Annotated in this window: 27 protein-coding genes; 16 read left to right on the top strand and 11 right to left on the bottom strand. The window is 64.4% G+C overall.

Annotated elements, in window-relative coordinates:
* Positions 1–57: 57 nt before the first annotated feature.
* The 9 genes from AC0L39_RS01820 to AC0L39_RS01780 are packed head-to-tail and all read left to right on the top strand — an operon-like array spanning position 58 to position 7877.
* Entirely contained in the window at positions 58–753 is a 696-nt protein-coding gene (locus AC0L39_RS01820; RefSeq protein WP_473260282.1) for a VOC family protein, read from the top strand.
* Complete coding sequence (locus AC0L39_RS01815; protein WP_473260281.1) at positions 743–1945, top strand: serine hydrolase domain-containing protein; 1203 nt, start codon at positions 743–745, stop codon at positions 1943–1945. Before AC0L39_RS01820 ends, AC0L39_RS01815 begins: the two co-directional genes overlap by 11 nt.
* Positions 1942–3111, top strand: a complete 1170-nt coding sequence (locus AC0L39_RS01810) for an MFS transporter (protein ID WP_473260280.1) — start codon at positions 1942–1944, stop codon at positions 3109–3111. The genes AC0L39_RS01815 and AC0L39_RS01810 overlap by 4 nt, the downstream gene beginning before the upstream one ends.
* Positions 3029–3241 carry a hypothetical protein gene (locus tag AC0L39_RS01805; protein WP_473260278.1) on the top strand — a complete coding sequence of 71 codons (213 nt, stop codon included), beginning with the start codon at positions 3029–3031 and terminating at the stop codon, positions 3239–3241. Before AC0L39_RS01810 ends, AC0L39_RS01805 begins: the two co-directional genes overlap by 83 nt.
* Entirely contained in the window at positions 3241–4473 is a 1233-nt protein-coding gene (locus AC0L39_RS01800) for an FAD-binding oxidoreductase (protein WP_473260277.1), read from the top strand. Before AC0L39_RS01805 ends, AC0L39_RS01800 begins: the two co-directional genes overlap by 1 nt.
* Entirely contained in the window at positions 4440–4802 is a 363-nt protein-coding gene (locus AC0L39_RS01795) for an FAD-linked oxidase C-terminal domain-containing protein (protein WP_473260275.1), read from the top strand. The genes AC0L39_RS01800 and AC0L39_RS01795 overlap by 34 nt, the downstream gene beginning before the upstream one ends.
* On the top strand, positions 4803–5972 hold the full coding sequence (locus tag AC0L39_RS01790; RefSeq protein ID WP_473260274.1) for a nitrilase-related carbon-nitrogen hydrolase: 1170 nt from the start codon (positions 4803–4805) through the stop codon (positions 5970–5972). It begins immediately after the preceding gene.
* A 28-nt stretch (positions 5973–6000) separates the two neighbouring features.
* Entirely contained in the window at positions 6001–6723 is a 723-nt protein-coding gene (locus tag AC0L39_RS01785) for a hypothetical protein (RefSeq protein ID WP_473260272.1), read from the top strand.
* Positions 6723–7877 (top strand): FAD-dependent monooxygenase, encoded by a 1155-nt coding sequence (locus tag AC0L39_RS01780; protein WP_473260270.1) that lies wholly within the window; start codon positions 6723–6725, stop codon positions 7875–7877. Before AC0L39_RS01785 ends, AC0L39_RS01780 begins: the two co-directional genes overlap by 1 nt.
* Here AC0L39_RS01780 and AC0L39_RS01775 read toward each other — a convergent pair.
* From AC0L39_RS01775 to AC0L39_RS01735, 9 genes are read right to left on the bottom strand one after another with little or no spacing between them, the layout of a single operon-like run.
* Complete coding sequence (locus AC0L39_RS01775) at positions 7874–8947, bottom strand: zinc-dependent alcohol dehydrogenase family protein (protein WP_473260268.1); 1074 nt, start codon at positions 8945–8947, stop codon at positions 7874–7876. The genes AC0L39_RS01780 and AC0L39_RS01775 overlap by 4 nt on opposite strands.
* Before the next feature lie 5 nt (positions 8948–8952).
* Positions 8953–9201 (bottom strand): hypothetical protein, encoded by a 249-nt coding sequence (locus tag AC0L39_RS01770; protein ID WP_473260266.1) that lies wholly within the window; start codon positions 9199–9201, stop codon positions 8953–8955.
* Between the two features lie 10 nt (positions 9202–9211).
* Entirely contained in the window at positions 9212–10399 is a 1188-nt protein-coding gene (locus AC0L39_RS01765) for a class I SAM-dependent methyltransferase (RefSeq protein ID WP_473260264.1), read from the bottom strand.
* Entirely contained in the window at positions 10350–10910 is a 561-nt protein-coding gene (locus AC0L39_RS01760) for a DUF1330 domain-containing protein (RefSeq protein WP_473260262.1), read from the bottom strand. The genes AC0L39_RS01765 and AC0L39_RS01760 overlap by 50 nt, the downstream gene beginning before the upstream one ends.
* Positions 10907–11368, bottom strand: a complete 462-nt coding sequence (locus AC0L39_RS01755) for a hypothetical protein (protein ID WP_473260260.1) — start codon at positions 11366–11368, stop codon at positions 10907–10909. The genes AC0L39_RS01760 and AC0L39_RS01755 overlap by 4 nt, the downstream gene beginning before the upstream one ends.
* Positions 11365–12783 (bottom strand): aldehyde dehydrogenase family protein, encoded by a 1419-nt coding sequence (locus AC0L39_RS01750; protein WP_473260259.1) that lies wholly within the window; start codon positions 12781–12783, stop codon positions 11365–11367. The genes AC0L39_RS01755 and AC0L39_RS01750 overlap by 4 nt, the downstream gene beginning before the upstream one ends.
* Positions 12780–13694 (bottom strand): polysaccharide deacetylase family protein, encoded by a 915-nt coding sequence (locus tag AC0L39_RS01745; protein ID WP_473260258.1) that lies wholly within the window; start codon positions 13692–13694, stop codon positions 12780–12782. Before AC0L39_RS01745 ends, AC0L39_RS01750 begins: the two co-directional genes overlap by 4 nt.
* Positions 13691–14584 (bottom strand): polysaccharide deacetylase family protein, encoded by an 894-nt coding sequence (locus AC0L39_RS01740; RefSeq protein ID WP_473260256.1) that lies wholly within the window; start codon positions 14582–14584, stop codon positions 13691–13693. The genes AC0L39_RS01745 and AC0L39_RS01740 overlap by 4 nt, the downstream gene beginning before the upstream one ends.
* A 7-nt stretch (positions 14585–14591) precedes the next feature.
* On the bottom strand, positions 14592–15275 hold the full coding sequence (locus tag AC0L39_RS01735) for an isochorismatase family protein (protein WP_473260254.1): 684 nt from the start codon (positions 15273–15275) through the stop codon (positions 14592–14594).
* Between the two features lie 54 nt (positions 15276–15329).
* On the opposite strand from AC0L39_RS01735, the gene AC0L39_RS01730 reads away from it, so the two are divergent.
* The 7 genes from AC0L39_RS01730 (at position 15330) to AC0L39_RS01700 (ending at position 21941) form a co-directional block, all read left to right on the top strand.
* Positions 15330–16715 carry an alpha/beta fold hydrolase gene (locus AC0L39_RS01730; protein ID WP_473260252.1) on the top strand — a complete coding sequence of 462 codons (1386 nt, stop codon included), beginning with the start codon at positions 15330–15332 and terminating at the stop codon, positions 16713–16715.
* 105 nt (positions 16716–16820) lie between these two features.
* Complete coding sequence (locus AC0L39_RS01725; protein WP_473260250.1) at positions 16821–17249, top strand: hypothetical protein; 429 nt, start codon at positions 16821–16823, stop codon at positions 17247–17249.
* Between the two features lie 10 nt (positions 17250–17259).
* Positions 17260–18639, top strand: coding sequence for a 3-isopropylmalate dehydratase large subunit (locus AC0L39_RS01720; RefSeq protein WP_473260248.1), 1380 nt, complete (start codon positions 17260–17262; stop codon positions 18637–18639).
* A complete protein-coding gene (leuD, locus tag AC0L39_RS01715) occupies positions 18636–19256 on the top strand; it encodes a 3-isopropylmalate dehydratase small subunit (RefSeq protein ID WP_473260246.1) in 621 nt (206 codons plus the stop codon). Before AC0L39_RS01720 ends, leuD begins: the two co-directional genes overlap by 4 nt.
* Positions 19253–20173: a hydroxymethylglutaryl-CoA lyase gene (locus AC0L39_RS01710; protein WP_473260244.1), complete on the top strand. Its 921-nt coding sequence runs from the start codon at positions 19253–19255 to the stop codon at positions 20171–20173. Before leuD ends, AC0L39_RS01710 begins: the two co-directional genes overlap by 4 nt.
* The gene (locus tag AC0L39_RS01705) at positions 20170–21363 is read left to right on the top strand and encodes a CaiB/BaiF CoA transferase family protein (protein ID WP_473260242.1); all 1194 of its coding nucleotides are present in this window, start codon (positions 20170–20172) and stop codon (positions 21361–21363) included. The genes AC0L39_RS01710 and AC0L39_RS01705 overlap by 4 nt, the downstream gene beginning before the upstream one ends.
* Positions 21360–21941, top strand: coding sequence for a VOC family protein (locus AC0L39_RS01700; RefSeq protein WP_473260240.1), 582 nt, complete (start codon positions 21360–21362; stop codon positions 21939–21941). The genes AC0L39_RS01705 and AC0L39_RS01700 overlap by 4 nt, the downstream gene beginning before the upstream one ends.
* Here the strand turns inward: AC0L39_RS01700 and AC0L39_RS01695 are convergent.
* The gene (locus AC0L39_RS01695) at positions 21922–22236 is read right to left on the bottom strand and encodes a DUF1330 domain-containing protein (protein ID WP_473260238.1); all 315 of its coding nucleotides are present in this window, start codon (positions 22234–22236) and stop codon (positions 21922–21924) included. The two genes, AC0L39_RS01700 and AC0L39_RS01695, sit on opposite strands and share 20 nt — an antisense overlap.
* A gap of 14 nt (positions 22237–22250) precedes the next feature.
* Entirely contained in the window at positions 22251–22943 is a 693-nt protein-coding gene (locus tag AC0L39_RS01690; protein WP_473260236.1) for a hypothetical protein, read from the bottom strand.
* Positions 22944–22985: the final 42 nt, after the last annotated feature.

The following is a 22985-nucleotide window of genomic DNA, read 5'->3' as shown; positions in this document are numbered from 1 at the left end:
TCCGCTTCGTGACATTTGCAGGCGCGGCGGGCCAGCGCCCGATCCGGCTGGCGGCTCGTGCCGTGGGACACTGGCGGCATCTTTTCGATCATGCTGCGGACCGAGGATGCGAATGCCGCTTTCGACGCAGCGATCGAGCGCGGGTGGTGGGCCGAAAGCCAGCCCTATCGCTTCAGCTTCGGAGGCTCGGACCTCGTCAATGTCGTGGTGCGCGGCCCGCACGGCGTCAATTACGCCCTGTACGAGCGCGAAGCCCCGACTTTCACCACATTCCCGGTCGGGCCGCTGAGCCAGGCATTCAACACGATGCGCATGGTGAAGGACCAGCCGGCGAGCCTTGCATGGTACCGCGATCGGCTAGGTTTCGGAGTGCTGTTCGACGCGCCTTTCACCGATCCCGAGCCGCGCTCCAACAATTTCTCCGTACCTGCCAACCTCGCGGCCGAGCTCGTGCGCCGTGCTGCGGTCGCGCAGCCGGTCCTTCCGGGCGAGACGGGCCGGATCGAAGTCATGCAGTTCGAAGGCTTCGAGGGCCGCGACTTCTCCGCTTTCGCCTCGCCGCCCAATTTCGGCATCATCTCGGTGCGCTATCCGGTTCGCGGCCTCAGCGCATACCTCAAACACTTGAAAGCGCGCGGGATTGAGGCCGAATATGCCGGTCGGGACGTGCCGGTCGGCGGGCTTGGCAGCGTCGATCTGGCCGCATTCCGCGATCCCGATGGCAATCTGACCGAGTTTTATCATGCGGATTGATCGGGCTGCCCTGCTGCTCGCGGCGATGGCCACCGCGCCCGTCGCTGCGCAGGACGATCCTCAGTTCGAGCGGCGCTGGCAAAGCCTTGCCGCCGGAGGGTACGAACCGCTGACCATTCCGGTCGATTGGTATGATCCCGTCGCCGATGTCGAAGGGGCGCAAAGGCCAACGGCGATTGTTGACCCGGCGCGAGCAGGCCTCTCGCCAACCGCGCTCGCTGCTGCAAGCGCATGGGCCGAGGCGCAGAATTCGACCGCGCTGCTGGTTGCGCGCGGCGGCAAGCTTGCGTTCGAAGAATACTGGCAGGGGACTGGCCGCGATACGCGGTTCAATCCGCAAAGCATGTCGAAAACGGTGCTGGCGATGATGGTCGGTATCGCCATCGACAAGCAGGTTATCGCCTCGGTGGACGATTCCATCGGACGCTATATCACCGAATGGCAGGGCGAACCGCGCGGCGAGATTACGCTGCGGCAGATGCTGTGGATGTCATCCGGGCTTGAGCAGGGCGATGACGGCTACGGCTATCAGGTCACGCCGGAAAACCCGATCGTGCGCCACAGCCTGGGAAGCGATTACAAGCGCTTGCTGCTATCGCTCGATCCGGTTGGAGCGCCGGGCGAAACCTTCGATTACAACAATCAGGTCAACCAGCTGCTGGGCCTCGCGCTGGAGAGGGCGAGCGGGGACGATTACGAGCAATTGCTTTCGCGCTGGCTGTGGCAGCCGCTGGGGCTGGCCGACGCGGCGATGCCGCTGGACCGCGAAGGCGGGATGGTCATGACCAGTTGTTGCATCCTGTCGCGCCCGGCTGATTGGCTGCGGCTTGGCGAACTGTTCATCACCGGCGGACGCCATGACGGCGCGCAGATCGTGCCCGAGGAATGGATCGCGCAAATGCTTGAACCGTCTCCTGCCTATCCCGGCTACGGCTATCAGGTCTGGGTGCATAACCAGCAGGTCGGCGGAGAGCGACCGCCCAGGGTTCCGCTGGTGCCGTGGCAGAGCGAACCGTTCGCCGCGCCTCAGGTCGTGATCTTTCACGGGCACGGCGGACAGCGAGTCTATGTGATGCCGGACAAGGCCCTAGTCATAGTGCGCGCCGCGCGCGACTGGCCGGAGGCATGGGACGACGCGGTCTTGCCCAATGTGGTATGGCGGGGAGCATCAGCTTCAGGAGATTCCGAGTGACCGCCAGCCCCGACCAGCCAGGCCAGACCGGCGGCGAGTTCTCCAAGGGCTGGACTGTCCTGCTCGCCGGTGTGCTCGGTGTGATGTGCGGCGCATCGCCCATCCCCTACAATGTCATCGGCTTCACCGCCGAGCCGCTGCAGGCAGAATTCGGGTGGAGCCAGACACAGGTCCTTCTGCCGATCACCCTGTTCGGCGTGATCGCTAGTTTCCTTGCGCCGGTATTCGGATGGATGGCGGACCGTTTCGGCGTGCGCCCGGTGGCGCTGTGGTCGCTCTTCGCGTTCGCCCTCGCTTTCGGAGCGATATCGCTGACGCCCACCGCGAACGACGCGCAGACGCTGTACATCTATTACGGGTTCTGGGTGGTTGTCGGATTCGTCGGGATTGGTTCGACCCCGGTGACCTGGAGCCGCGCGATCAATCTGTGGTTTTTCAAGCACCGCGGACTTGCGCTCGGCATATTGCTGATGGGGACCAGCATTGCAGCGATGGTCGTGCCCAAATTCGCGGTGTGGGTGATCGAAAGTTACGGGTGGCGCTCCATGTTTGCAGCCGTCGCCGTATTCCCGATCGCGGCGCTGATCGTGGCCTTTTTCCTGTTTCGAGAGCCAAGTCCCGAGGAGCGGCCCAAGGCAATCGAAAGCGACAGCGGCAATCTGACCGGGGTCACTCTGGGTTCCGCGCTCGCCAATTACCGCTTCTGGGTGATCTGGCTTTCCATCGCACTCATAGCCGCCGCTTTCGGAGGCGCTTTCATCAACATGCCGACCATGTTGCGTCTGCGCGGCGTCGATGCGCAGACCGCCGCCACGGTGATGGGCATCCTTGGCCTCGGCATCTTCGCAGGCCGCCTGATTACCGGCGCGCTGCTCGACCGGTTCTGGCAGGGCATCGTGGCCTTCCCGCTGCTGTGTCTGCCCGCCATTTCGGCGTGGCTGCTGCTTGGCGACAGCATGACCTTCCCGCTCGCCGCACTCGCCGGGTTCCTGCTCGGCTTTGCAGCAGGAGCGGAAAGCGACCTGATCGCCTATCTCACCGTACCGGTATTTCGGGATGGCAAATTACGGCAAGATCTACGGAATGCTCTACATGCCCTTCGGCCTGTTCAGTGCCGCATCGCCGGTCATCTATGCGCAGGTTTACGACCGCACCGGCAGCTATGATCCGATGCTCGAAATCTCGATCTTCATGTTCATCGCCGGCGGCGCGCTGCTGTTGCTGCTTGGCCGCTATCCCGAGGACTTTCCCGAAGCCGAAACCCAGCCCCCGACCGCAAAGATGGAGCCCGCCTGATGGCAACGCTCGCAGCCGATAACCCCCTTGCCCCCATCCGGGAGGCGGTGCGCAATGCGTCGCTATTGACCGATGCCGACACCCTGTCGCTCTACAGTCACGACGTGCTTTCGCATGGCAAACAGCCGCTCGCAGTGTTCCGCCCGGCTAGCGTCGAAGACCTCGCTGCCGGTATCGGTGCGGCGACCAAGGCGGGCATCGCGATTGTCCCGCGCGGCGGAGGCATGAGCTATACCGGCGGCTACCTCTACGATGGCGGCCCCTTCCTGCTGGTCGATACCGCCAGCCTCGATGCGGTGCTCGATATCAACAAGGCCGACATGACCGTGACGGTCGAGGCCGGATGCAGCTGGGACCGGCTTTACCGCGAGCTCGAGCCGCACGACCTGCGCGTCCTTGCATGGGGAACGCTCTCGGGCATCCGCGCCAGCATTGGCGGCGGGATGAGCCAGAACGGCCTGTTCTGGGGTGCGCGCAACGGCAGCGCGGTCGACAGCGCGCTCAGCATGGACGTCGTGCTGGCAGACGGCACGATCATCTCCACCGGCTCGCAATTCTTCCGCCCGTTCGGCCCCGACCTCACGGGCCTGTTCGCGGTCGATTGCGGAGCGCTTGGCGTGAAAGCGCGGGTGACGCTCAAGCTGGTGCGCGAGGCGAGCGCTTTTGCCTATGGCTCGTTCAGTTTCGCACAGCACGACGCGCTGCTTGGGGCGATGAGCGACATTGCCCGCGCCGAGCTGGCGGCGGAAAGTTTCGCCTTCGACCCGTTCCTGCAAGCCCAGCGCATGAAGCGCGATACGCTGCTGAAGGACGCCAGACAGCTCGGCAACATGGTCAAGGCGCAGGCGAAATCGCGCGGAATATTGAAGGCGGTGAAGGAAGGCGCAAAGGTCGCGGTTGCCGGGCGCTCCTTCCTCGACGATGTGCCGTTCAGCCTGCACTGCGTCGCCGAAGGACGGCACCAGGGCGCAGTCGATGCCGACATGCAGCGCATCGAGGAGATCGCCCGCGAACATGGCGGCAGCGTGGTCGAAAACTCGATCCCGAAAATCCTGCGCGCCAATCCTTTCCCCCGCCCAATTCAATGCTCGGCCCCGATGGCGAGCGCTGGGTTCCGGTCCACGGTTTCCTGCCGCATTCCAGGCTGGTCGAGGCGTGGGAACGCCTGCAACGGCTCTGGGCGGACAATGCCGAGGACATGGAGCGGCTTGGCGTCGAAACCGGCGCGCTGATCGCGGCGACGGGACGCACCAGCTGCCTGATCGAACCGGTGTTCTTCTGGCCCGGCGAGCACAATCCGCTGCACAAACAGGCGATCGAGCCCGATCACCTCGCCAAGCTCAAGGCGCAGCCCGACAGTCCCGAGGCCACCGCCCTGGTGGAAGAGCTGCGCCGCAAGGTTATCGCGATTTTCCGCGACATGGGAGCGATCCATTTGCAGATCGCGCGCGCCTATCCGCTGAAGGAAAGCCACGATCCGGCGGCGTGGGATATCCTCGGCGCGCTCAAGCAGCAGGTCGATCCCAAGGGGCTGATGAATCCGGGATCGCTGGGGCTGTAAATGTCGCTGGCGCTCGACCGCAGACGAGCTATCGCTGCCGGAATGTGCTCGGCGCTGGTCGCTCATGTGCCGCTCGCCGCTGCCAAAGGAGATGACGTGACCGATACTAACGATCCTGGGTCGACCTATTCCGCGATGGCGATGCAGCTGACCGCGCGCTCGCTTGAGCGGTTGCCCGATGGAGCGGCGGCGCGCGCCGCCATACTCGAACATATCGCCGAGATCGAAGGGCAAATCCGCACCAGCGCGATCTTTGTGGGGCAATATTCGGGCAAGCCGGTGAAGCTGGTCGTGCTGCCCGAATATCTCTTCACTTCCTATCCGGGCCGCGTCTCGATCCCCGATTTCGCGCAGCGGGTGGGGTTCGCTGCCGATGGGCCGGAATACGAGGCGCTGGGGGCGGTGGCTGAGCGGCTTGGCGTGTTCCTCGCCGGGAACGCCTACGAAACCGACGAGGCGTTTCCCGATTTCTATTTCCAGACAAGCTTCATCGTCGCGCCTTCGGGCGCAGTCGTACTGCGCTATCGCCGCCTGCTTTCGATGTTCGCACCCAGCCCGCACGACGTGTGGGATGCCTATCTCGATAAATACGGACTCGAAGGCGTTTTCCCGGTGGCACGCACCGAGATCGGCAATCTCGCCGCCATCGCCAGCGAGGAAATCCTCTATCCCGAGATTGCCCGCGCGCTTGCGCTGCGCGGCGCGGAGGTGTTTTGCCATTGCTCATCCGAGGTCGGATCGCCGCTCGCGACCAATAAGGATATTGCCAAACAGGCGCGCGCCTTCGAAAACCTTGCTTATGTCGTCTCGGCCAACACCGCCGGGATTTCGGGCACAGCCATGCCGCTTTCCAGCGCCGAAGGAAACAGCCAGGTGGTCGACTGGAAAGGCAACATCGTCGCGCAATCGGGCGACGGGGAGACCTTCACCGCTTTCGCCCCGGTCGATCTTGGCGCATTGCGCGAAGCCCGCCGCACGCCTGCCATGACCAATTACCTCGCGCGCCAGCGTCCCGCACTGTTCGCGCAGGCCTATGACGCCGCCGCTGAACCTTTCCGGGGGCCTGACGGCATGATGGAAGGCGGCGCGCCTGCCGTCCCCGACCGCGAATATTTCCGCCGCGCGCAGGCGGAAGTGATCGAGCGGCTCGGCAAAGCAGGAGTGATCTGATGGAGCATCGCCGGGGGAACATCGCCCGATGAAACACAGGAACGTGCGCGGGAAAATCCGCTACACCTCGATGAAGCCGGGTATGGAAGGTCAGGAGCGCGGGCGCGAATGGTTCAATTTCTCGCACCACGGCGATGGTTCGGTCATCATGAGCGCGCAGTGCGAAATCGAGGAGCCCGACCCCGCCGTATTGCGCAACATCACATGCCATATCGGCCCGGACCGGATTCCGCGCAACCTGCTCGTCCACCTGACGCTGGGCGATGAGTTCCTCGGCTCGGGCTGGATGGCCTATGACGCCGAAGCGGAGCAGATCGTGTGCGAGAGCTTTGGACCCGGCATTGGGCGCAATTCCGAAACTCGCGCGGCGGGCGAGTTCGACGCTTTCGGTACGCATCCGATTGCTGGCGATGGCTTCACGACGCGGCTGATGGACGTGAGCAAAGGCCCGCATCGCCGGAGATTGCGCTTCTTCCTCCCCTCGCCCGATCACCGCGGAGCCACTGCCCCGCAGATCGCCTATCTCGAAATGGTGATGGAATATGTCGGCGAGGAGGAAAAGACCGTCGAGGCGGGCACCTTCCAGTGCCGCCGCTATCGCTATGTCGATGACAGCGACGAGGGGATGGGCGGCACACGGCACCCCGATTTCGACATGTGGGTGACTGCCGATGACGACAGCGTCCTCGTCTATGGTTCGATCGACGGGTACATGATGAACCGCTACGAACTCGTCGAACTTGAGCGCTGATGCGGGCCGCGATCATCGGCGCGGGACTGGGCGGGCTGACCTGCGCGATTGCGCTGCGCCAGCTGGGGATCGACGTCGATGTCTACGAAGCCGCCGAGCGGATCGAGGAAACCGGCGCCGGACTGACCCTGGGCCTCGGCGCGCAGCATGTGTTCCGCGCGCTCGGCGTTCAGGGCGCGGTGGCGGCGAAGGCGTGCCCGGCTGGCAATCTCCCCTTCCTGCATTACCGCACCGGGGCCGTGCTGATGGGCGCGCTCGATACAGGTGACGGACTGGGCGATGATGGCGAGGCGAACATCGTGCGGCATATCTACCGCGCGGACTTGCAGAAGGTTCTGCTGGCAGAGCTCAAGCGCCTCGGCGGATGGACGCATACCGGCCACCGCCTTGCACATTTCGAGCAATCGCAGGAGGCGGCCACGGCTCATTTCGCGCAAGGCGAAAGCGCCAGCGCGCCGGTGCTGATCGGCGCGGACGGGGTGCGCTCGGCCATACGCGCGCAGCTGGTCCCCGGCGATGCCCCGCGCTTTACCGGCCACGTCGCCTACCGTTTTCTGGTGCCGATGGAGCGTGCCGCCCCCTTCATGGGGCTGGGCCGCAGCGCGATTTTCATCGGGCCGCAGCGCACTTTCAACCGCTATTCGATGGCGCAGGGCAGCATCGTCAACGGCGCGGCGCTGGTCGAAACAGGCGAAGAAGTGCCGGAGGGCTGGTCGCACGAGGCTTCGCGGCAAGAATTGCTGTCGGCATTCAAAGGCTGGCATCCGGACGTCACCGGACTGATCGGCGAGGCGGGGGGGATCATCAAGTGGGGGCTTTACGACCGCGCGCCTTTGGAAACGTGGTCGCAGGGCCGCGTGACGATGCTTGGCGATGCCGCCCATGCGATGCTCCCCTTCCTCGGGATGGGCGCGGCGATGGCGGTCGAGGATGGGTATGTACTGGCGCAAATGCTGGCGCGGCATGGAGACGTGAAGCGCGCTTTGGCCGAATACGAGACGCGGCGTATCCCGCGCACCGCGGATGTGCACATGGCCTCGAAAATCCAGGGCGAGATCACTCAGAGCATTGACCCGGACGACTTTGCCTTGGCAGGCGCGCCGGTAAACAACCGGGCCATGATGGAGTTCGATCCCACCGCCGCATTCGTCTAGCTTCTGGGCGTATTGCGCTGTTCGGCGACCTGGATCACGACCTTGCCCATGTGAGCACCGCTATCGAGATGCTTGTAAGCCGCTCTTGCTTCGTCGAAGAAGAACTTGCGGTCGATCAGGATCTCTATCCCATGCTCGGCCACCGCATCGAGCGCGTTCTTCAGCATTCCGTTGTGACCAGAGGCGATGCCCTTGATCGTGATGTTCTTGCCGATCAGCGACCCCTGGTCGAAATCGGGTGTGTCCTGCGGAGTGCCGGAGAGCGCGCCGAGCGTGCCGATCCGCCCCTCGACAGCGGTCGCTGCGATGGTCTTGCCGAACTCGGCAAAGCCGATCGTATCGATCACAACATCCGCGCCGCGTCCGCCGGTCTGCTCAAGCAAGGCCGCCGCCCAATCCTCGTTCGTGCGATAATTCACCGTATAGTCGGCGCCCATTTCGCGCGCTCTGGCCAGTTTTTCGTCGCTGGAAGACGTGATTGCAAACTCGGCGCCGAACGCCTTGGCCAGTTGCAGCGCGAAAATCGAGACGCCGCCTGTCCCCTGCGCGAGCACAAGCTTGCCGGCGGCGTTTTCGGGGCCTGCGCCGCCGAATTCGACCATCGCGTGCCACACCGTCCCGCCAACCACTGCAAGCGCCGCTGCCGTGCTGTCCGATACGCTGCCAGGCACCTTGATCGCTGCGCTGGCGGGAAGAACGATTTTCTCTGCCAGCCAGCCATCGACATTGACGCCAATATCGCGCGCGAAAATGTGAAAGCCGAAACCGTGCTCATCGAGCCAATCGAGAAAATTGTGCGCGATGACCCGGTCGCCCACGCTCAGCCCTTCGACCCCGTCGCCCAGCGCCTCGATCACGCCGACCCCGTCGGTGAGCGGGATGCGTGTGTCGGGCAGGTCGCTGCCATACTGGCCGCGCAGCACCATCAGGTCGCGGTAATTGAGACCGACCGCAGTGACCTTGACCAGGATTTCGCCTGCACCCGCTGCGGGAGCCTCGCGCTCGACCAGTCTGAGGCTCTCAAGGCCGCCTCGCCCATTCTCTCTCGGGCCGATTTCCCATGCTTTCATGGCACTCACGCCTCCCGGATCGGAGCGAACACGCGGTCGATGAATTCCTTTGCCTTCGCGTCGCGGTCCACGCTGGCGCCTGATTTGGCCTCTTCGAGCGCGAGCAGGCGCTCTTCCTGCACCCAGACTTCCTGAGCGAGGTTCATCACCACGGCGACAAACCGGTCCATGCCGGGATCGGCAAAGAAGCGCGGATTGCCCTGATCGTCGTAGAGGCTGGGCGGAGCATCTTCCGGGCGCAGCTTTTCGCTCATTTTGTCCCCCTCACTTCTTCCACGCTCCAAAACCGTACCACATCACGCCTTCGGCAAGGCGGCCTGTGGTCTGCTGACCGACCCCTTCGGCGCGGTCGCCCTTGGCGGCATCGGCAACCGCCTGCTCCCCGTAGATCCCGACCGAGGGCACGACGAAGTCGAAAAATCCGTCGGCACCAAACCCGGCGCGGGCGCACAGCTCGCTCGGAACTTCGTCGCGGTAGCCTTTGTAATAGGGCTCGTTGTTGTAATAGCTGTCCCAGTCGAGGTAGAAGCCGTCGAACGCGCCCATTTGCTCGTTAGGCGGCAGCTCCATGTGGACCATCAGCCCGCCAGGTTTGAGCACGCGGTAGGCTTCCTCGAAACATCTCGCGCGCTGCTTTTTCGAAAGTTCGTGCAGGAACATGCTCGACCAGACGACGTCGAAGCTTTCATCCTCGAAGGCGAGATCGTCGGCGCACATCTGCTGGAAATGCGCCTCCTGCCCCTGCATCTTCGCGCGCGCCGATCCATAGGCGAGCGGTCCGGGTGCGGCATCGATGGCGATCACGTCCGCGTCGGGGTAGGCCTGCTTCCACGGCAGCGTGTTGTGGCCGATCGTGCAGCCGGTATCGAGGATGCGGCTCGGCGCGAAATCGGGATAGCGCTGCTTGATATACTGGCTCATCGAAAGGCCGATATCGTCGAGGTTCGCGCCCATCAGCCCCATCGAGAACACTGCCAGGCCCCGGTCGTAAACCGCGCCCGCCTCAAGGCTGTCCGCACCGCGCACATAGCTGCCGGGCATCAGGTGCACATCGATGGCGTGGACATTCTTGGGCACATCGAGCCCCGGATCGAGCGTCAGCGATCCCGGCGCGTCGCTGGACTTCTCGGCCTCCTGTGCCAGCCGGTCGGCCTCGCGCTCGACGCTGTCGGCGACGCTCGACCACACCATTTTCTGCGCCTGCGCGCGCATTGCCGAATAGATGTTGAATGCCGGATCGCCGCGCAGCGCCTGGTGCGCCTCCCGGCTGGTTTGCGGCTCATGCCCGTGCTCTTTCTTGAAAGCGGGCGCGGCGCGCCGGTCATAGGCATCGCGCATATCGGCGGCGAGATCGTTGAGGATCAGGCTGCGCATCCCCGAAACAAAGCGCCCGCGCGCAGTTTCATCCGGCGTGGCGTCCGCTTTCATGGGATGCTGGAGTTCGACTGTCATGGTGTTTCTCCTTGTGCTGCGGGGCCGACCACGGGCGTTTCAACCTGCGGGACACCGTGGCCTGAAAAATCGGACGTGAACCGGTACCGTCTCCCACCCGTCCTATCATATCTTCGCGCAGGGGAGCCTCGGCATAAATGCTAACAGTGTAATCGCCTGCGCTCGTCGGGTTCTGGCGGATGGGGAGGATTTCCTCCTGGTAGATGCGGCTGTTCCAGAACGCGCGCGCGTTTTCGATACACGGGAAGCGCACGGTGAGGTTGACGTAATCGGGCGGGACCTCGCCCTCGAACACTTCGAGCGGGCGCGGGACCGTTACATAATATCCGCCGAGCTTCCGGTATATTTCGCTTTCGGCAATCGCGCGTCCGTAGGCCATCATGCGAGCGCGATCGAGCGTGCGGCCTTCGACCACCATGTAGACCGGCGCATCGCAGGTCGAGGATGGCGGGGGCGGCGCGGCGCCTGCAGGCACGCCTTGAAGCAACAGGACAAGAGTGGCGGATATCATGGGGCCTCGATCCGGTGTTCGTCGCACAAGGTGCGCTTCCAGGGTTTGCCGTCCTTGAACCATTGCCATGTCCGCGCGCGGCTCTGCCCATCGGGCGCAACATTGATCATCTCGATATAATACGCTCCCGGCACGTCGAGCCGGTCGAGCTTCAGCATCAGCGTCTCTTCGCCGGTCTGCCAGCCATAGCCGCCGAACCGGTCGGTCTTCCACACGATCCGTTCGCCTTCGAGCCGTCCGCCAAATTCGTAGACCGCCTCGCGGCCATCCTCCCAGCTGAGCCAGTTGTGCTGGATATAATGCCACGTCCCCGCATCGGGAAATTCGCAGTGGGTCTTGACCGTGTGCGCATCGATCAGCCCGCCTTGGAGGTCGAAATGGCGATACCAGCCGTCCCACCACCCTTCGTGGAGGAGCATTGCGGGCATGACCGCGTCCATCTCGGCGCGGTTGCTCATCCGCCCTGCCCCTCGGCATAGGCCTCGATGGGGAGCGGCTGCCCGGTCTGGCGGATCATCGCCTGTTCGCGCAGGAAGCGCAGCATCCCGGTATCGCCCATCCGGCTCGGCCCGAGGCCCGATGCCCCGCGCGACTGGTTCGCCGCATCGCCCACCATGCTCGTAAGCGCGCCGTCCTGTAGCGAAATCGCTCCCGCGTCGAGGCGTGCGCCGACTGTCGCCGCCTCGTCCAGCGACCCGGCAAGCACGGCGGCGGAGAGGCCGTATTCGGTGTCATTGGCCTGCGCGATGGCGTCTTCAAGATCATCGAAGACGGTGACCGGGATCACCGGGCCGAATGTCTCCTCGCGCATCACGTCCATTTCCGGCGTCACGCCGGTAAGCACCGTGGGGCGCAGATATTTGCCTCCGCCGAGCGTTTCGACCTCTCCGCCGGTGAGCACAAGCGCGCCTTTGGAGCGGGCATCGTCGATATGCGCCTGAACCTTGCCTGCCTGGGCGGGAAAGATGAATGGCCCGAGATGACCCTGCGCCGGATCGGGGTGCGTGATCTCCACCCGCTCCGCCCCCGCAACCAGAGCTGCGAGGAACGGTTCGGCAATTTCCCGCGCGACATACACGCGTTCGATCGACTGGCACGCCTGCCCGGTGGCGACAATCGAGGATCGCAGTGCGACGCCTGCCGCCCATTCGGGATCGGCGCTTGCGGTGACGATCATCGGGTCCTTGCCGCCAAGCTCGAGATTGGCCGGGATCAGCTGACGCGCCGCGGCTTCGGCCACCTTGCGCCCGGTCGCGGTCGAGCCGGTGAAGCAGATGTAGTCCACCTCCTCGATCAGCGCCTGACCGACATCCGGTCCGCCCATGACATAGGCGAGCGGCAGTTCGGGAACCTGCGCCAGCACCTCGCGCATCGGCTCGGCAAAGCGGGGCGTGACTTCGGAAGGCTTAACCAGCGCCGCGCAGCCCGCCATCAGCGCCGGGACCGCGTCGATATGCGAGAGGATGACCGGAAAGTTCCACGGCGCAATTGCTCCGAACAGCGGGAAGGCGGAATATTCCGTGACGATCTCGATGCCCGGTGTGGCGGAGGCTTTGGGACCGCGCTCGAGCCCGGCGAACAATGCCGGGCCTTTGGCAGCCCAGCCGCGGATATTGCCGGCGCATCCCTGCACCTCGATCCAGGACACCGCGCCGCGACCGGTGTCCACGGTGAGCGCAGCGGCGATCTGCGGAGCAGCGGCTTCGATGGCATCGGCAAGTCGGTTGAGCACCTGAGCGCGTCCCTCCGGCCCCATTGCCTCCCATGCGGGCTGAGCATCGCGCAGCCGAGCCGCCTCGGCAGCGATCTCTGCGCGGGTGCTGGCGGCAAATTCGTAGTCTTCCTCGCCAGTGCGGGGATTGCGGGCCTTCATTGCTGGGACTCCCATTCGCTGACGATGTCACTGCCCGCCGCAAACCATGCTTCGCCGCGTTTGGCGAAATCTGCGAGCAGGCCTTCGAGCGCGCCGATCCGGTAGGGCAGGCCCATGATGTAAGGCAGGAGATGGATCGGCAGCATCCGCCCGGAGCCACTGCGCGCAGCCTCGCTGCTGAGCCAGTCGAACGCATCGCGCATGCTCGTCGCCCAGCTATCCGCGCTCTGCTGCTGCACGGTGATGATCGTGCGGTCCGAAAGCTCGTGGTTGAGCGGCAGGTCGATCAGGCCGTTGTTGAAGCGATAGGGCAGTTCGTCGTTCACCCAGTCGCAGCAATAGGACAGCCCCTCGTCCTTGAGGATGCCGAGCGTGTGGAAGCTCTGCTGGCGCGCAATCGATAGCCAGCCCCTGGGCCGCTCTCCGGTTGCTGCTTCCAGCCGCGACATCGCACCGCCAATCAGCGCGCGCTCGGCGTCCTCACCAAGGCTCGCATCGATGGTCCCGTTCATGTCCGTGGAATGCGCGATGATCTCGTGCCCGCCGGACTGGATCGCTGCGATCAGATCGGGATAGCGTTCGGCCACCGCGGCGTTGGCCGCAAAGCTCGCTTTCACGCCCGCCGCTTCGAACGCGTCGAGCATCCGCCACACGCCCACGCGGTTGCCGTAATCGCGCGAAGTGTAGTGACGGTAATCGGGATAGGGCGTGACCATGTGGCCGGGAGCCTTGAATGGGCCGCCGGGAGTAATCGGAAACCATTCGAGGCTCACGCACAGCCAAACCGCGACCGATCCGCCGGGCCATTTCACCGGCGCGCGCTCGTGCATGTTCGACCATTCGTAGAGGTCGTGATCGTAGCCTTCGCTGCGGCGCGGATATTGGGTGTAGCTATCGGGGAGCGTGCTCATGAGGACTGCGCCCTCCCGATCTGTTCTCGCCAAGCATCGACAATCTCGCCCGCGCGCGCGATCCACGCGCGGTCATCCTTCGCGATATGCTCCAGCGCCTCCTCGAACGGGCCGATCCGGTGCGGCTGGCCGATCAGGTAGGCGTGCAGTGGGATGCACATGACCGTGCCCGATGTCTCGCCTTCTGCCGCCAGCCGCTCGAACTGGCGCACGAGCGTATCGGCATATTCGCGGCCCGACATGTTGTAGACGAAAAAGCCGTAATGATCGTTCACCTCGAGGCTGTAGGGGATCGAGGCGAGCCGGCCTTTCGCCACTTTCACTTCCTGCACCTGATCGTCGTGATAGAGGTCGCAGGTGTAATCGAGCCCGTATTCCGCCAGCAGGTCGAGCGTGCGCGGAGTGTGCGTGAGCGCGGGCGCGAGCCAGCCGCGAATGCGCTGACCGGTGGCGCCCTCGACCGTGCGGATCGAATCCTCGATGATGCTGCGCTCCTGCGCCTCGGTCATGTCGTAGGAATAGCGCGTGTTGTAGATGCCGTGGCTGAAGAACTCCCAGCCGCGCTCGCTTGCATCCTCGACGACTTCGGGATGGTGCTGACACAGCGCAACCGACAGGCTGACCGATCCCGGAAAGCCGTTCCGGGACATGACATCGGCCATGCGCCAATGGCTCACGCGGTTCGAATGATCGCGGTGCGAATAGCCCGCCACGCTGGGCGCAAGATGCGGCCAGGGATTGCGCTTGGGATGGATCGGCGGGTCGATCTCGTAATATTCGAGATTGGGCGCTACCCAGACGGCGCACGTCTTTCCGCCCGGCCAGGTGATCTTCGAGCGGACCGCGATAGGGGTGATAGTCGTAAAGCTGCGGATCGGGCGCGCCCTCATGCATGGTTCAGCGCGCCTCCAGCCAGTCGATCACCGCTGCGACCGGCTCGACATCGGCATATTTCAGCTGGAGGTCGGTGAGATTGGCGAAGTGATAGCTTTCATGCTTGTCCGCGCAGGTCTCGATCGGGACGATCGTGCGGTATCCGTGGCTGAGCGCATCGACCGCCGTGGCCCGCACGCAGCCGCTGGTTGAGCCGCCGGTGACCACCACTGTGTCGACCCGGTGGAATGTCAGGTAGCTCGCCAGCGGCGTTTCGAAAAAGACGCTCGGCATACGCTTGGTGAATTGCAAGTCGTCATCATGAATGTCGCAGCGCGGATCGAATTCGTGCCGCTCGCTACCATACTTGATGTTCTGCAGGCTGTCCTCGGTATTGGTGCGGGTTCCCCATACGCCTGCATCGGCTGCATCGTCCTTGTAGGCGACGCGGCTCCAGATGACCGGCATCCCCCTGGTGCGGGCAAGGCCGCTGATCCGATTGATGTAATCGATTTGCTGCGGATCGGTTTCGTACGCGGTCTTGAACAGGTCGGTGCGAGTATAGGCCTGCTGCACATCGACATTCACGATGGCCAGCTTCTCGCCAAAGCCGAACTTCTTGCGCGCGGGATTGGCCATGACTTCCTCGAAGATCTGGCGCGCGGTCCTGCCGTCTTCGACCATTTTCGTACCGACCATATCGGGCATGCTATTCCTCTGCGAATTCAGCTTTGACAATCCACAATAAAGGCGCGTAGAGCCTTGTCGAGCAAAATTTGTCCGGACAACTTTTTGAAGCCGATCACTCGCCATATCCTCACGCTGCCGGGCTCCCGGCGCAAGGTCCATTACCGCCGCTGCGGCAGCGGTCCGGCGCTGCTGATGGTGCATCAAAGCCCGCGCTCCAGCGCAGAATATGCCGAGCTGATGCGGCGCTGGGGCGAGCACTTCACCTGCATCGCGCCCGATACCCCCGGCTTTGGCCAGTCGGACCCGCTACCCGAAGCCGGCGGCAAGAACCCCGAGATCGCCGAGTTTGCAGACGGCCTGTGCGAATTTCTCGATGCGCTCGGGATTGCGCGCTGCGCGGCCTACGGTTTCCATTCCGGCGGCATAATTCTCGTCACCGCGCTGAAGCGCCAGCCGCATCGGTTCGAATGCCTCGCCGTGGGCGGATATGCGATCTGGACCGAGGCGGAAATGCGCGTTTTCGGGGAGCGCTACCTGCCCGAATTCCACCCCTCGGCCTATGGCGAGCATCTCACATGGCTGTGGAACCGGATGCTCGAGCAAAGCTGGGTGTTCCCGTGGTTCGACACGCGCGAGGAAGCGCGTCTGTCGGTCGCGCACGCCGATGTGCCGCGCGTGGCGCAGGCGGTCTCCGAAATGCTCGATGCGGGCAATGCCTATCAGGCGGGGTACGGCGCGGTACTGCGTGCGCCGCGCGATATACCTGGCGCAGACAACGACGTGCCGCCGTGCCTCATCACCGCCTATGACGGCGACCCGCTGCAGGAGCATATCGACCGGCTGGGCAAGATGCCGGAGGGCTGGCGCGCTGAGAAGGTGAGCGCGCCAGCGGACCATCAGGCAGCGAGCCTAGCTTTCCTGCAGGAGCATGGCGGCGGCGATCCGTGCCCGCCGCTTGCCGAGGACGCGGAGGAGGGCTGGCTCGCGTTCGATGAGGGCCTGATCCACTGGAAGGGTGCGCGAGGCGCAGAGCGGCTGGTCCTGCACGCACCCGCTGCCGAAATGGCGGAACCGGGCGCGGGAGAGATCGCGATCGACATTCCCGGCCACGGCCAGTCCGATGATTTCGCCGACATTGCAGGCGCGGTTCGAAAAGCCGCGCAGGCGCTCGACACCGAGGTCGGTGCCTGGCCCGATGTGCCCCACGGCGATCCGGAGCGGCTCTATCCCGACATGACGCCCGACCGCTTTGGCCAATATCTCCAGCGCGCATGGTCGGCGGCGCGAGCGGAGTGCTTTTTCGAACCGTGGTACGAGGCCAGCGCCGACAACGCAGTCCCGCTCGATCCCGCTCGGCTCGACCCCGAGGCTTTGCACAATCGCGCGCTCGCCCGCATCCGCGCCGGAGACGCCGCGCGCCGCTGGCACGAGGAACTCACCACGCTCAACCGAGGATGACGATGACCGATTTCAAGACCGCCATGCCGCTGCTCGCCCGCCACGAAGGGGTGTGGGACGGCACCTACTCCTATTTCAACGCCGCGAACGAGAAGATCGACGAACATGCCAGCCGCCTGCTGTGCCGCATCACCGATGACCCGGAAACGCCCTATCACCAAACCAACCATTACCGCTGGCCGGACGGCAAGACCGAAATTCGCGAATTTCCGGTACGAATACCGCGACGGGCGCATCTGGTGGGACAACGATCTGATCCAGGGCTGGGCCGCCGAAGTTCCGCTCGACGAATACAACCGCACAATGATGCTTTACTGGCAGCGCACGGGCGATCCTTCGCTTTACCTGTATGAGCAGATCCAGATTTCCGACGACGGCCAGAACCGCTGCCGTACCTGGCACTGGATCAGAAATGGTATGCTGGAGACCCGCACCGCCATTCAGGAGCGGTTCGTGACCAGGGATTGGCGCGGCGTCGATGCGGAGATGAAGGCAGCGGCGCAAGATGGCCGGCAGGTCGAATTCGGAGGATAGAACCCGCCCCATGGCGAAAACGCTGTTCGAAAAGATCTGGGATACGCACGCGGTCGGACAGACCGCTGGCGGCGCGGTCCTGATCGCGATCGACCGCGTTTTCCTGCACGAACGCACGGGCGCAGCGGCGCTCGGGCGTATGGCCGAGATGAAGCGCACGGTGCGGGATCCAGCGCGCGTATTTGCGGTCATGGACCATATCGTCGACACGCGCATCGGACGCGGCGACGGGACGCTGATGGAGGGCGGCGAAGCCTTCATCACAGAGACCCGCGCGGCGTGCAAAGCGGCAGGGATCACCCTGTTCGACGTCAATGACCGCGATCAGGGCATCGTCCATGTGATCTCGCCCGAGCAAGGCATCGTCCTGCCGGGCTGCACCCTCGTCGCGCCCGACAGCCACACCTGCGCGCAGGGCGCATTCGGAGCGCTGGCATGGGGCATCGGTTCGTCGGAAGCCGAACATGCGATGGTCACGGGCACCTTGCGGCTCGACCAGCCCAGGACGATGCGCGTGACTTTCGAAGGCTCGCTCGCGCCCGGCGTGACCGCAAAGGACTTGGTGCTCACTCTCATCGCCGATCACGGCGCAGGCGGCGGCGCAGGGCACGTGGTCGAATTCGCGGGCGAGGCGGTGCGCGCGATGGACATGGAAGCGCGCATGACGCTGTGCAACATGGCGACGGAGTTCAGCGCGATGACCGGCCTGATTGCTCCGGACACCCGGACATTCGATCACCTCGCCGGACGCAAATACGCGCCCGCCCGCTTCGATGATCCTTATTGGGCCACACTCTCCACCGATGAGGGAGCGGCTTTCGACCGAGAGATAGTATTGGACGCGGCAGCGATCGCCCCGATGGTTAGCTGGGGGACCAGTCCGGAGCACGCGGTCCCGATCGATCAAAGAGTGCCGCAGGGACCGGCGCGCGCACATGACTATATCGGCCTCGATACGGGAGCGCGCCTTGCCGGAACCCCGCTTGATGCGGCGTTCATCGGCAGCTGCACAAACAGCCGGATCTCGGACCTGCGCCGTGCAGCAGCGATCCTTGAAGGCCGCCGGATCGCCCCTTCGATCAAGACCGCGCTGGTCGTGCCCGGATCGCTTGCGGTCAAGCGCCAGGCCGAAGCCGAGGGACTGGACCGTATCTTCGAGGCCGCCGGGTTCGAGTGGCGCATGAGCGGCTGCTCACTGTGTTTCTATGCGGGCGGAGAGGGCTTTGCCCCAGGATCGCGCGTCATTTCGAGCACCAACCGCAACTTCGAAGGGCGCCAGGGCCCCGGCATCCGCGCGCATATCGCCTCGCCCGAAACCGTCGCCGCGAGCGCGATTGCAGGCGCGATTGCCGATCCGCGCGACTATGCGCGCAAGGAGGCGATGGCATGACCGCCTTCCCCCAACCCCTCACCGGAATTGCCGCGCCGATCCCCGGTCCATCTCTGGGCGACAATATCGACACCGATACGATCATTCCGAGCCGCGAAATGCGCTCCACCGGGCGCGACGGACTGGCGGACGGTCTGTTCGCGCCGTGGCGCTACACAGACGCCGATGCACGAACGCCGGATACGAACTTCGCGCTTAACCAGCCGCAATATCGCGGTGCCAGCATTATCGCTGCCGGAGCCAATTTCGGCTGCGGGTCAAGCCGCGAGCACGCTGTCTGGGCGCTCGCCGAATACGGCATCCGGGCAATCATCGCAGAAAGCTTTGCGCCGATCTTTCACGGCAATTGCCTGCGCAATTCGGTCCTGCCCGTCGTGCTGCCCCGCGAAGCAGTCGAGGCACTGGCGGGCAAGATCATCTGCATCGACCTCGCGGCGCAGGAAGTGCGGTCGCAGACACAGACCCACCGGTTCGAAATCGATCCCGAAGCCAAGCTGATGCTGGCAGACGGGCTGGACGCGATCGACCTCACGCTGACCCAATCGCATTCTATCGAAAACTGGACCGAAGCCGACCGGCTGCTGCGCCCTTGGATCTACCTGGAGCCCTCCGCATGACAGACATTCTCGTTTCCGAAGTCGGCCCGCGCGACGGGCTTCAATCGATTGACCGGGTGATGCCGCTGGAGGCAAAGAAGCGCTGGATCGCTGCCGAGGCTGCTGCCGGAGTGCGCGAGATCGAGGTGGGCAGTTTCGTGCCTGCGAGGTTGCTGCCGCAAATGGCGGACACTGCCGAGCTGGTGAAGTTCGCCAAGGGCATCGAGGGCCTGACCGCCGTGACCCTTGTGCCCAATGCCAAGGGCGCGCAATTCGCCGTTGAGGCGGGCGTCGATGGAATGAGCATTCCGTTCTCGATGAGCGAAACGCATTCGCTCAAGAATGTGCGCAAGGATCACCCGGCGATGATCGAGGAGATCCGCGCCGCCTCCGCTATCGCGCGCGCGCACGGCGTCCACTTCGCCGTCGGGCTTTCGACCGCGTTCGGGTGCACGATGGAAGGCGCCGTAAGCGAGGATCAGGTTGTGCGGCTCGCTGAACAGGCGGTCGATGCGGGCGCGCAGGAGCTGAGCCTGTCCGACACGACGGGCTATGCTGACCCCGCGCAGGTTCGGCGGCTGACCCGCAAGGTCAGGGCAGCAGTGGGCGAAGACCTCCTCACCACGCTGCACCTTCACAACACGCGCGGGCTCGGCCTCGCCAATGTGGTCGCGGGGCTGGAAGAGGGGATCACGACCTTCGATGCCTCGCTCGGCGGGCTGGGAGGCTGCCCGTTCGCGCCGGGCGCGTCGGGCAATCTCGTCACCGAGGACCTCGTGCTGATGCTCAATTCGATGGGGCTGACGACCGGGATCGACCTTGAGAAATTGCTCGAGGTCCGCGCCATTATCGAGGAGGCCCTCCCCGGCGAGCCGCTTTACGGCTTTACCCCCGATGCGGGGCCGATGCTCGATTACAAGCAGAGGACCGCCGCATGAGCGCATCCCAATCGTCTCCGGCTCCGCTGGCAGGGATCACGGTGATCGAGTTCACGCACATGGTGATGGGGCCGACCGTCGGGCATATCCTCGCCGGACTTGGCGCAGATGTCGTGCGGGTCGAGCCGATCGGCGGCGACCGCACGCGCCGCCTCAAGGGATCGGGCGCAGGCTATTTCCCGATGTACAATCGCGGCAAGCAGTCGATCTGCCTCGACCTCAAATCGGACGAAGGAGTGCAGGTCGCGAAAGACCTGATCGCCGGTGCAGACGTGCTGGTGGAGAACTTCCGCCCCGGCGCGCTCGACCGGCTGGGCCTGTCCTACGAGGATTGCGCCAGGGATAATCTGCGCCTGATCTATTGCAGCGAGAAGGGCTTTCTGCCCGGCCCATACGAGCAGCGCACCGCGCTTGACGAGGTTGCGCAGATGATGGGCGGGCTTGCCTATATGACCGGACCTCCTGGCAAGCCGCTGCGGGCGGGCGCGAGCGTGATCGACGTCACCGGCGGCATGTTCGGCGTGATCGGCATTCTCGCCGCGCTTGAGGAGCGCCACCGCACCGGCAAGGGGCAGAAGGTGACCGCGAGCCTGTTCGAGACGACGATCTACCTCGTCGGGCAGCACATGGCGCAATACGCCGTCACCGGCACGCCCGCCGCGCCCATGCCCGCGCGCGTCTCCGCCTGGGCGATCTACGACGTGTTCGAAACCCGCGATGAGCCGGTCTTCATCGGCGTCGTGACCGATGCGCTGTGGGAGAAATTCTGCGCGCTCTTCGGTCTCGATGAATTGTGGGCGGACGAGAGCCTTCGCGAGAACAATGCCCGCGTCGATGCAAGGGAGCGGATCATGCCGGTGATCCGCGAGCTGATCACCGGCATGACCCGCGACGAAGTGATTGCGAAGCTCGATGGCAGCGGCCTGCCGTTCGCCCCGATTGGCAGGCCGCAGGACATGTTCGGCGATCCGCATCTTGCCCAAGGCGGGCTGGAGGACGTCACGCTCGACAACGGCACCGAGGTGCGCCTGCCCACGATCCCGCTCGAAATGGACGGGCAGCGGATCGGTGCGCCGCAGCAATTGCCAAAGCCCGGCAGGGATGCGCGCGCGGTGCTTGAGCGGCTGGGCTACGACGCGGCCAAACTGGACGCGCTAATCGCGAGCGGCGCAGTGGGAGAGAGCGCATGAAGATCATTGGACTGGCTGTGGCAGCCGCCCTGCTCGCAGGGTGCAGCATCACCAATTATCACGGCGCGGCAGAGCCCTCCGCGGCCGGGATCGCTGCGCCGGAGCAGCGCATTCCCACCGATGTGCGCCGCTCGACCATTATCGTGCGCGATATCGAGAACTCTCTGAAGCTCTACCGCGACGTCATCGGGCTGGAGGTCAATTACGACACCACCGTCACGACCTCGGGCGTTGCCCTGCCCGCAGGCGAGCCGGGCGCCACCGCGCGGCTGGTGCTGCTCAACTCGAACGATCCGTGGGTCGGCTGGGTCGGCCTGATGGAATGGCTCGACCCGGCAATCCCGGCGGAGGATTATCCCAGGCGAATGGGGCCGGGCGATTTCGTGATGGTGCTCAACACCGACGATGTCGAAGGGCGCTGCGAGGCCGCCAAATCGGTGCCCGGCGTGACCTTCACCGCAGAGCCGCGCCTGCAGGTCTATCCGGGACGCGGCGGCGGGCCGGATATCCGCGTGATGGGATGCAATTTCTTCGATCCCGACGGAATCCTGATCGAGCTCAACCAGATCCTGGAATGAGATCGGGACCGTCGATCACGAGCACCTGCACATCGGCGAGGCCTTCACGCAGTTTCTTCGCCTCGGCATATTCGGGGCTGTTCCAGAACGCCTTGATCGCAGCGCGGTCGGGCCACTTGGAGATCACCATCGACGCTCCGTCGCCGAAATCCCCTTCGAGGCATTCCGCGCCGGGTCCGCGCAGCAGGTATTCGCCGCCGAACTTCTCGATCAGCGCGGCCGCAGCCGCGCCGTAGCCGGACACGAATTTCTCGCGGTCATGGATGGCGGCGGTCACGATCATGTAGGCTGGCATGGCTTGGGCTCCGGTCAGAAGGGCTTAACCGCGCCGAGGAAACAGACGGACGCGATGGTGATCCAGTAGATATAGGCGGACAGGCGCGCGGTCCCGATCTCGCGCTGCAAGGCCTGTTCCTGCTCGGCATTCGGCCCCTGCGCAAGGATGCGAAACCGCTCGGTCCAGCGGCGCATGACGAGCCGCAGAAACAGCCCGATGCACAGCGCAAAGGCATACAGCGCCATCTTGGCCGGATACCAGTGATTGCCCTCACCCGTCTCGATCGGGCCGCTGCCGCCGAACGCGAGAAACGCGGTCACGAAGAGCGCGAGGATCAGCGGATAGCGCAGCAATTCTTCCGCGCGCGTCACCGTGATCCCGATATCGGTCTCCCGCTTGAGAAATGCCGTCCATGTCATCGCCAGCCAGATCGCGAAGAACAGCCACATCCACCACACGCCCGCACCGTCAAGCAGCGGGACGAAGCCATAAATCTTGCCCATGTGCAGACCCAGCGGCAGCAGCAGCACGATGCCGGTGCGCGCGAGGATATCGATGCGGTAGGCGGTTTCCATGTGCCGCTTGCGCTCTTCGAGGGACAGCGCGGGATTGGTGACGTGGTAGCTCGTCTGGAACACGCCCCATTCGCCGCCCAACCAGTACACCATCGCCAGGATATGCACCCAGCGTAGGATGCTCAGCTCATTGAGATATAGAAATTCCATGCCAACCGATCCCCCGCTGCATGCTGTGATCCCTCCAGTGCC

Source organism: Erythrobacter sp. K21-9 (genome assembly GCF_055808355.1).
This window is presented reverse-complemented; position numbering and strand designations above follow the sequence as displayed.

Excerpts from the sequence above, each read along its gene's own strand:
- AC0L39_RS01815 (WP_473260281.1), top strand. The coding sequence starts at position 743 with ATGCGGATTGATCGGGCTGCCCTGCTGCTCGCGGCGATGGCCACCGCG.
- AC0L39_RS01805 (WP_473260278.1), top strand. The coding sequence starts at position 3,029 with ATGCTCTACATGCCCTTCGGCCTGTTCAGTGCCGCATCGCCGGTCATC.
- AC0L39_RS01800 (WP_473260277.1), top strand. The coding sequence starts at position 3,241 with ATGGCAACGCTCGCAGCCGATAACCCCCTTGCCCCCATCCGGGAGGCG.
- AC0L39_RS01795 (WP_473260275.1), top strand. The coding sequence starts at position 4,440 with ATGGAGCGGCTTGGCGTCGAAACCGGCGCGCTGATCGCGGCGACGGGA.
- AC0L39_RS01790 (WP_473260274.1), top strand. The coding sequence starts at position 4,803 with ATGTCGCTGGCGCTCGACCGCAGACGAGCTATCGCTGCCGGAATGTGC.
- AC0L39_RS01785 (WP_473260272.1), top strand. The coding sequence starts at position 6,001 with ATGAAACACAGGAACGTGCGCGGGAAAATCCGCTACACCTCGATGAAG.
- AC0L39_RS01780 (WP_473260270.1), top strand. The coding sequence starts at position 6,723 with ATGCGGGCCGCGATCATCGGCGCGGGACTGGGCGGGCTGACCTGCGCG.
- AC0L39_RS01775 (WP_473260268.1), bottom strand. The coding sequence starts at position 8,947 with ATGAAAGCATGGGAAATCGGCCCGAGAGAGAATGGGCGAGGCGGCCTT.
- AC0L39_RS01770 (WP_473260266.1), bottom strand. The coding sequence starts at position 9,201 with ATGAGCGAAAAGCTGCGCCCGGAAGATGCTCCGCCCAGCCTCTACGAC.
- AC0L39_RS01765 (WP_473260264.1), bottom strand. The coding sequence starts at position 10,399 with ATGACAGTCGAACTCCAGCATCCCATGAAAGCGGACGCCACGCCGGAT.
- AC0L39_RS01760 (WP_473260262.1), bottom strand. The coding sequence starts at position 10,910 with ATGATATCCGCCACTCTTGTCCTGTTGCTTCAAGGCGTGCCTGCAGGC.
- AC0L39_RS01755 (WP_473260260.1), bottom strand. The coding sequence starts at position 11,368 with ATGAGCAACCGCGCCGAGATGGACGCGGTCATGCCCGCAATGCTCCTC.
- AC0L39_RS01750 (WP_473260259.1), bottom strand. The coding sequence starts at position 12,783 with ATGAAGGCCCGCAATCCCCGCACTGGCGAGGAAGACTACGAATTTGCC.
- AC0L39_RS01745 (WP_473260258.1), bottom strand. The coding sequence starts at position 13,694 with ATGAGCACGCTCCCCGATAGCTACACCCAATATCCGCGCCGCAGCGAA.
- AC0L39_RS01740 (WP_473260256.1), bottom strand. The coding sequence starts at position 14,584 with ATGAGGGCGCGCCCGATCCGCAGCTTTACGACTATCACCCCTATCGCG.
- AC0L39_RS01735 (WP_473260254.1), bottom strand. The coding sequence starts at position 15,275 with ATGCCCGATATGGTCGGTACGAAAATGGTCGAAGACGGCAGGACCGCG.
- AC0L39_RS01725 (WP_473260250.1), top strand. The coding sequence starts at position 16,821 with ATGCCAGCCGCCTGCTGTGCCGCATCACCGATGACCCGGAAACGCCCT.
- AC0L39_RS01720 (WP_473260248.1), top strand. The coding sequence starts at position 17,260 with ATGGCGAAAACGCTGTTCGAAAAGATCTGGGATACGCACGCGGTCGGA.
- leuD (WP_473260246.1), top strand. The coding sequence starts at position 18,636 with ATGACCGCCTTCCCCCAACCCCTCACCGGAATTGCCGCGCCGATCCCC.
- AC0L39_RS01710 (WP_473260244.1), top strand. The coding sequence starts at position 19,253 with ATGACAGACATTCTCGTTTCCGAAGTCGGCCCGCGCGACGGGCTTCAA.
- AC0L39_RS01705 (WP_473260242.1), top strand. The coding sequence starts at position 20,170 with ATGAGCGCATCCCAATCGTCTCCGGCTCCGCTGGCAGGGATCACGGTG.
- AC0L39_RS01700 (WP_473260240.1), top strand. The coding sequence starts at position 21,360 with ATGAAGATCATTGGACTGGCTGTGGCAGCCGCCCTGCTCGCAGGGTGC.
- AC0L39_RS01695 (WP_473260238.1), bottom strand. The coding sequence starts at position 22,236 with ATGCCAGCCTACATGATCGTGACCGCCGCCATCCATGACCGCGAGAAA.
- AC0L39_RS01690 (WP_473260236.1), bottom strand. The coding sequence starts at position 22,943 with ATGGAATTTCTATATCTCAATGAGCTGAGCATCCTACGCTGGGTGCAT.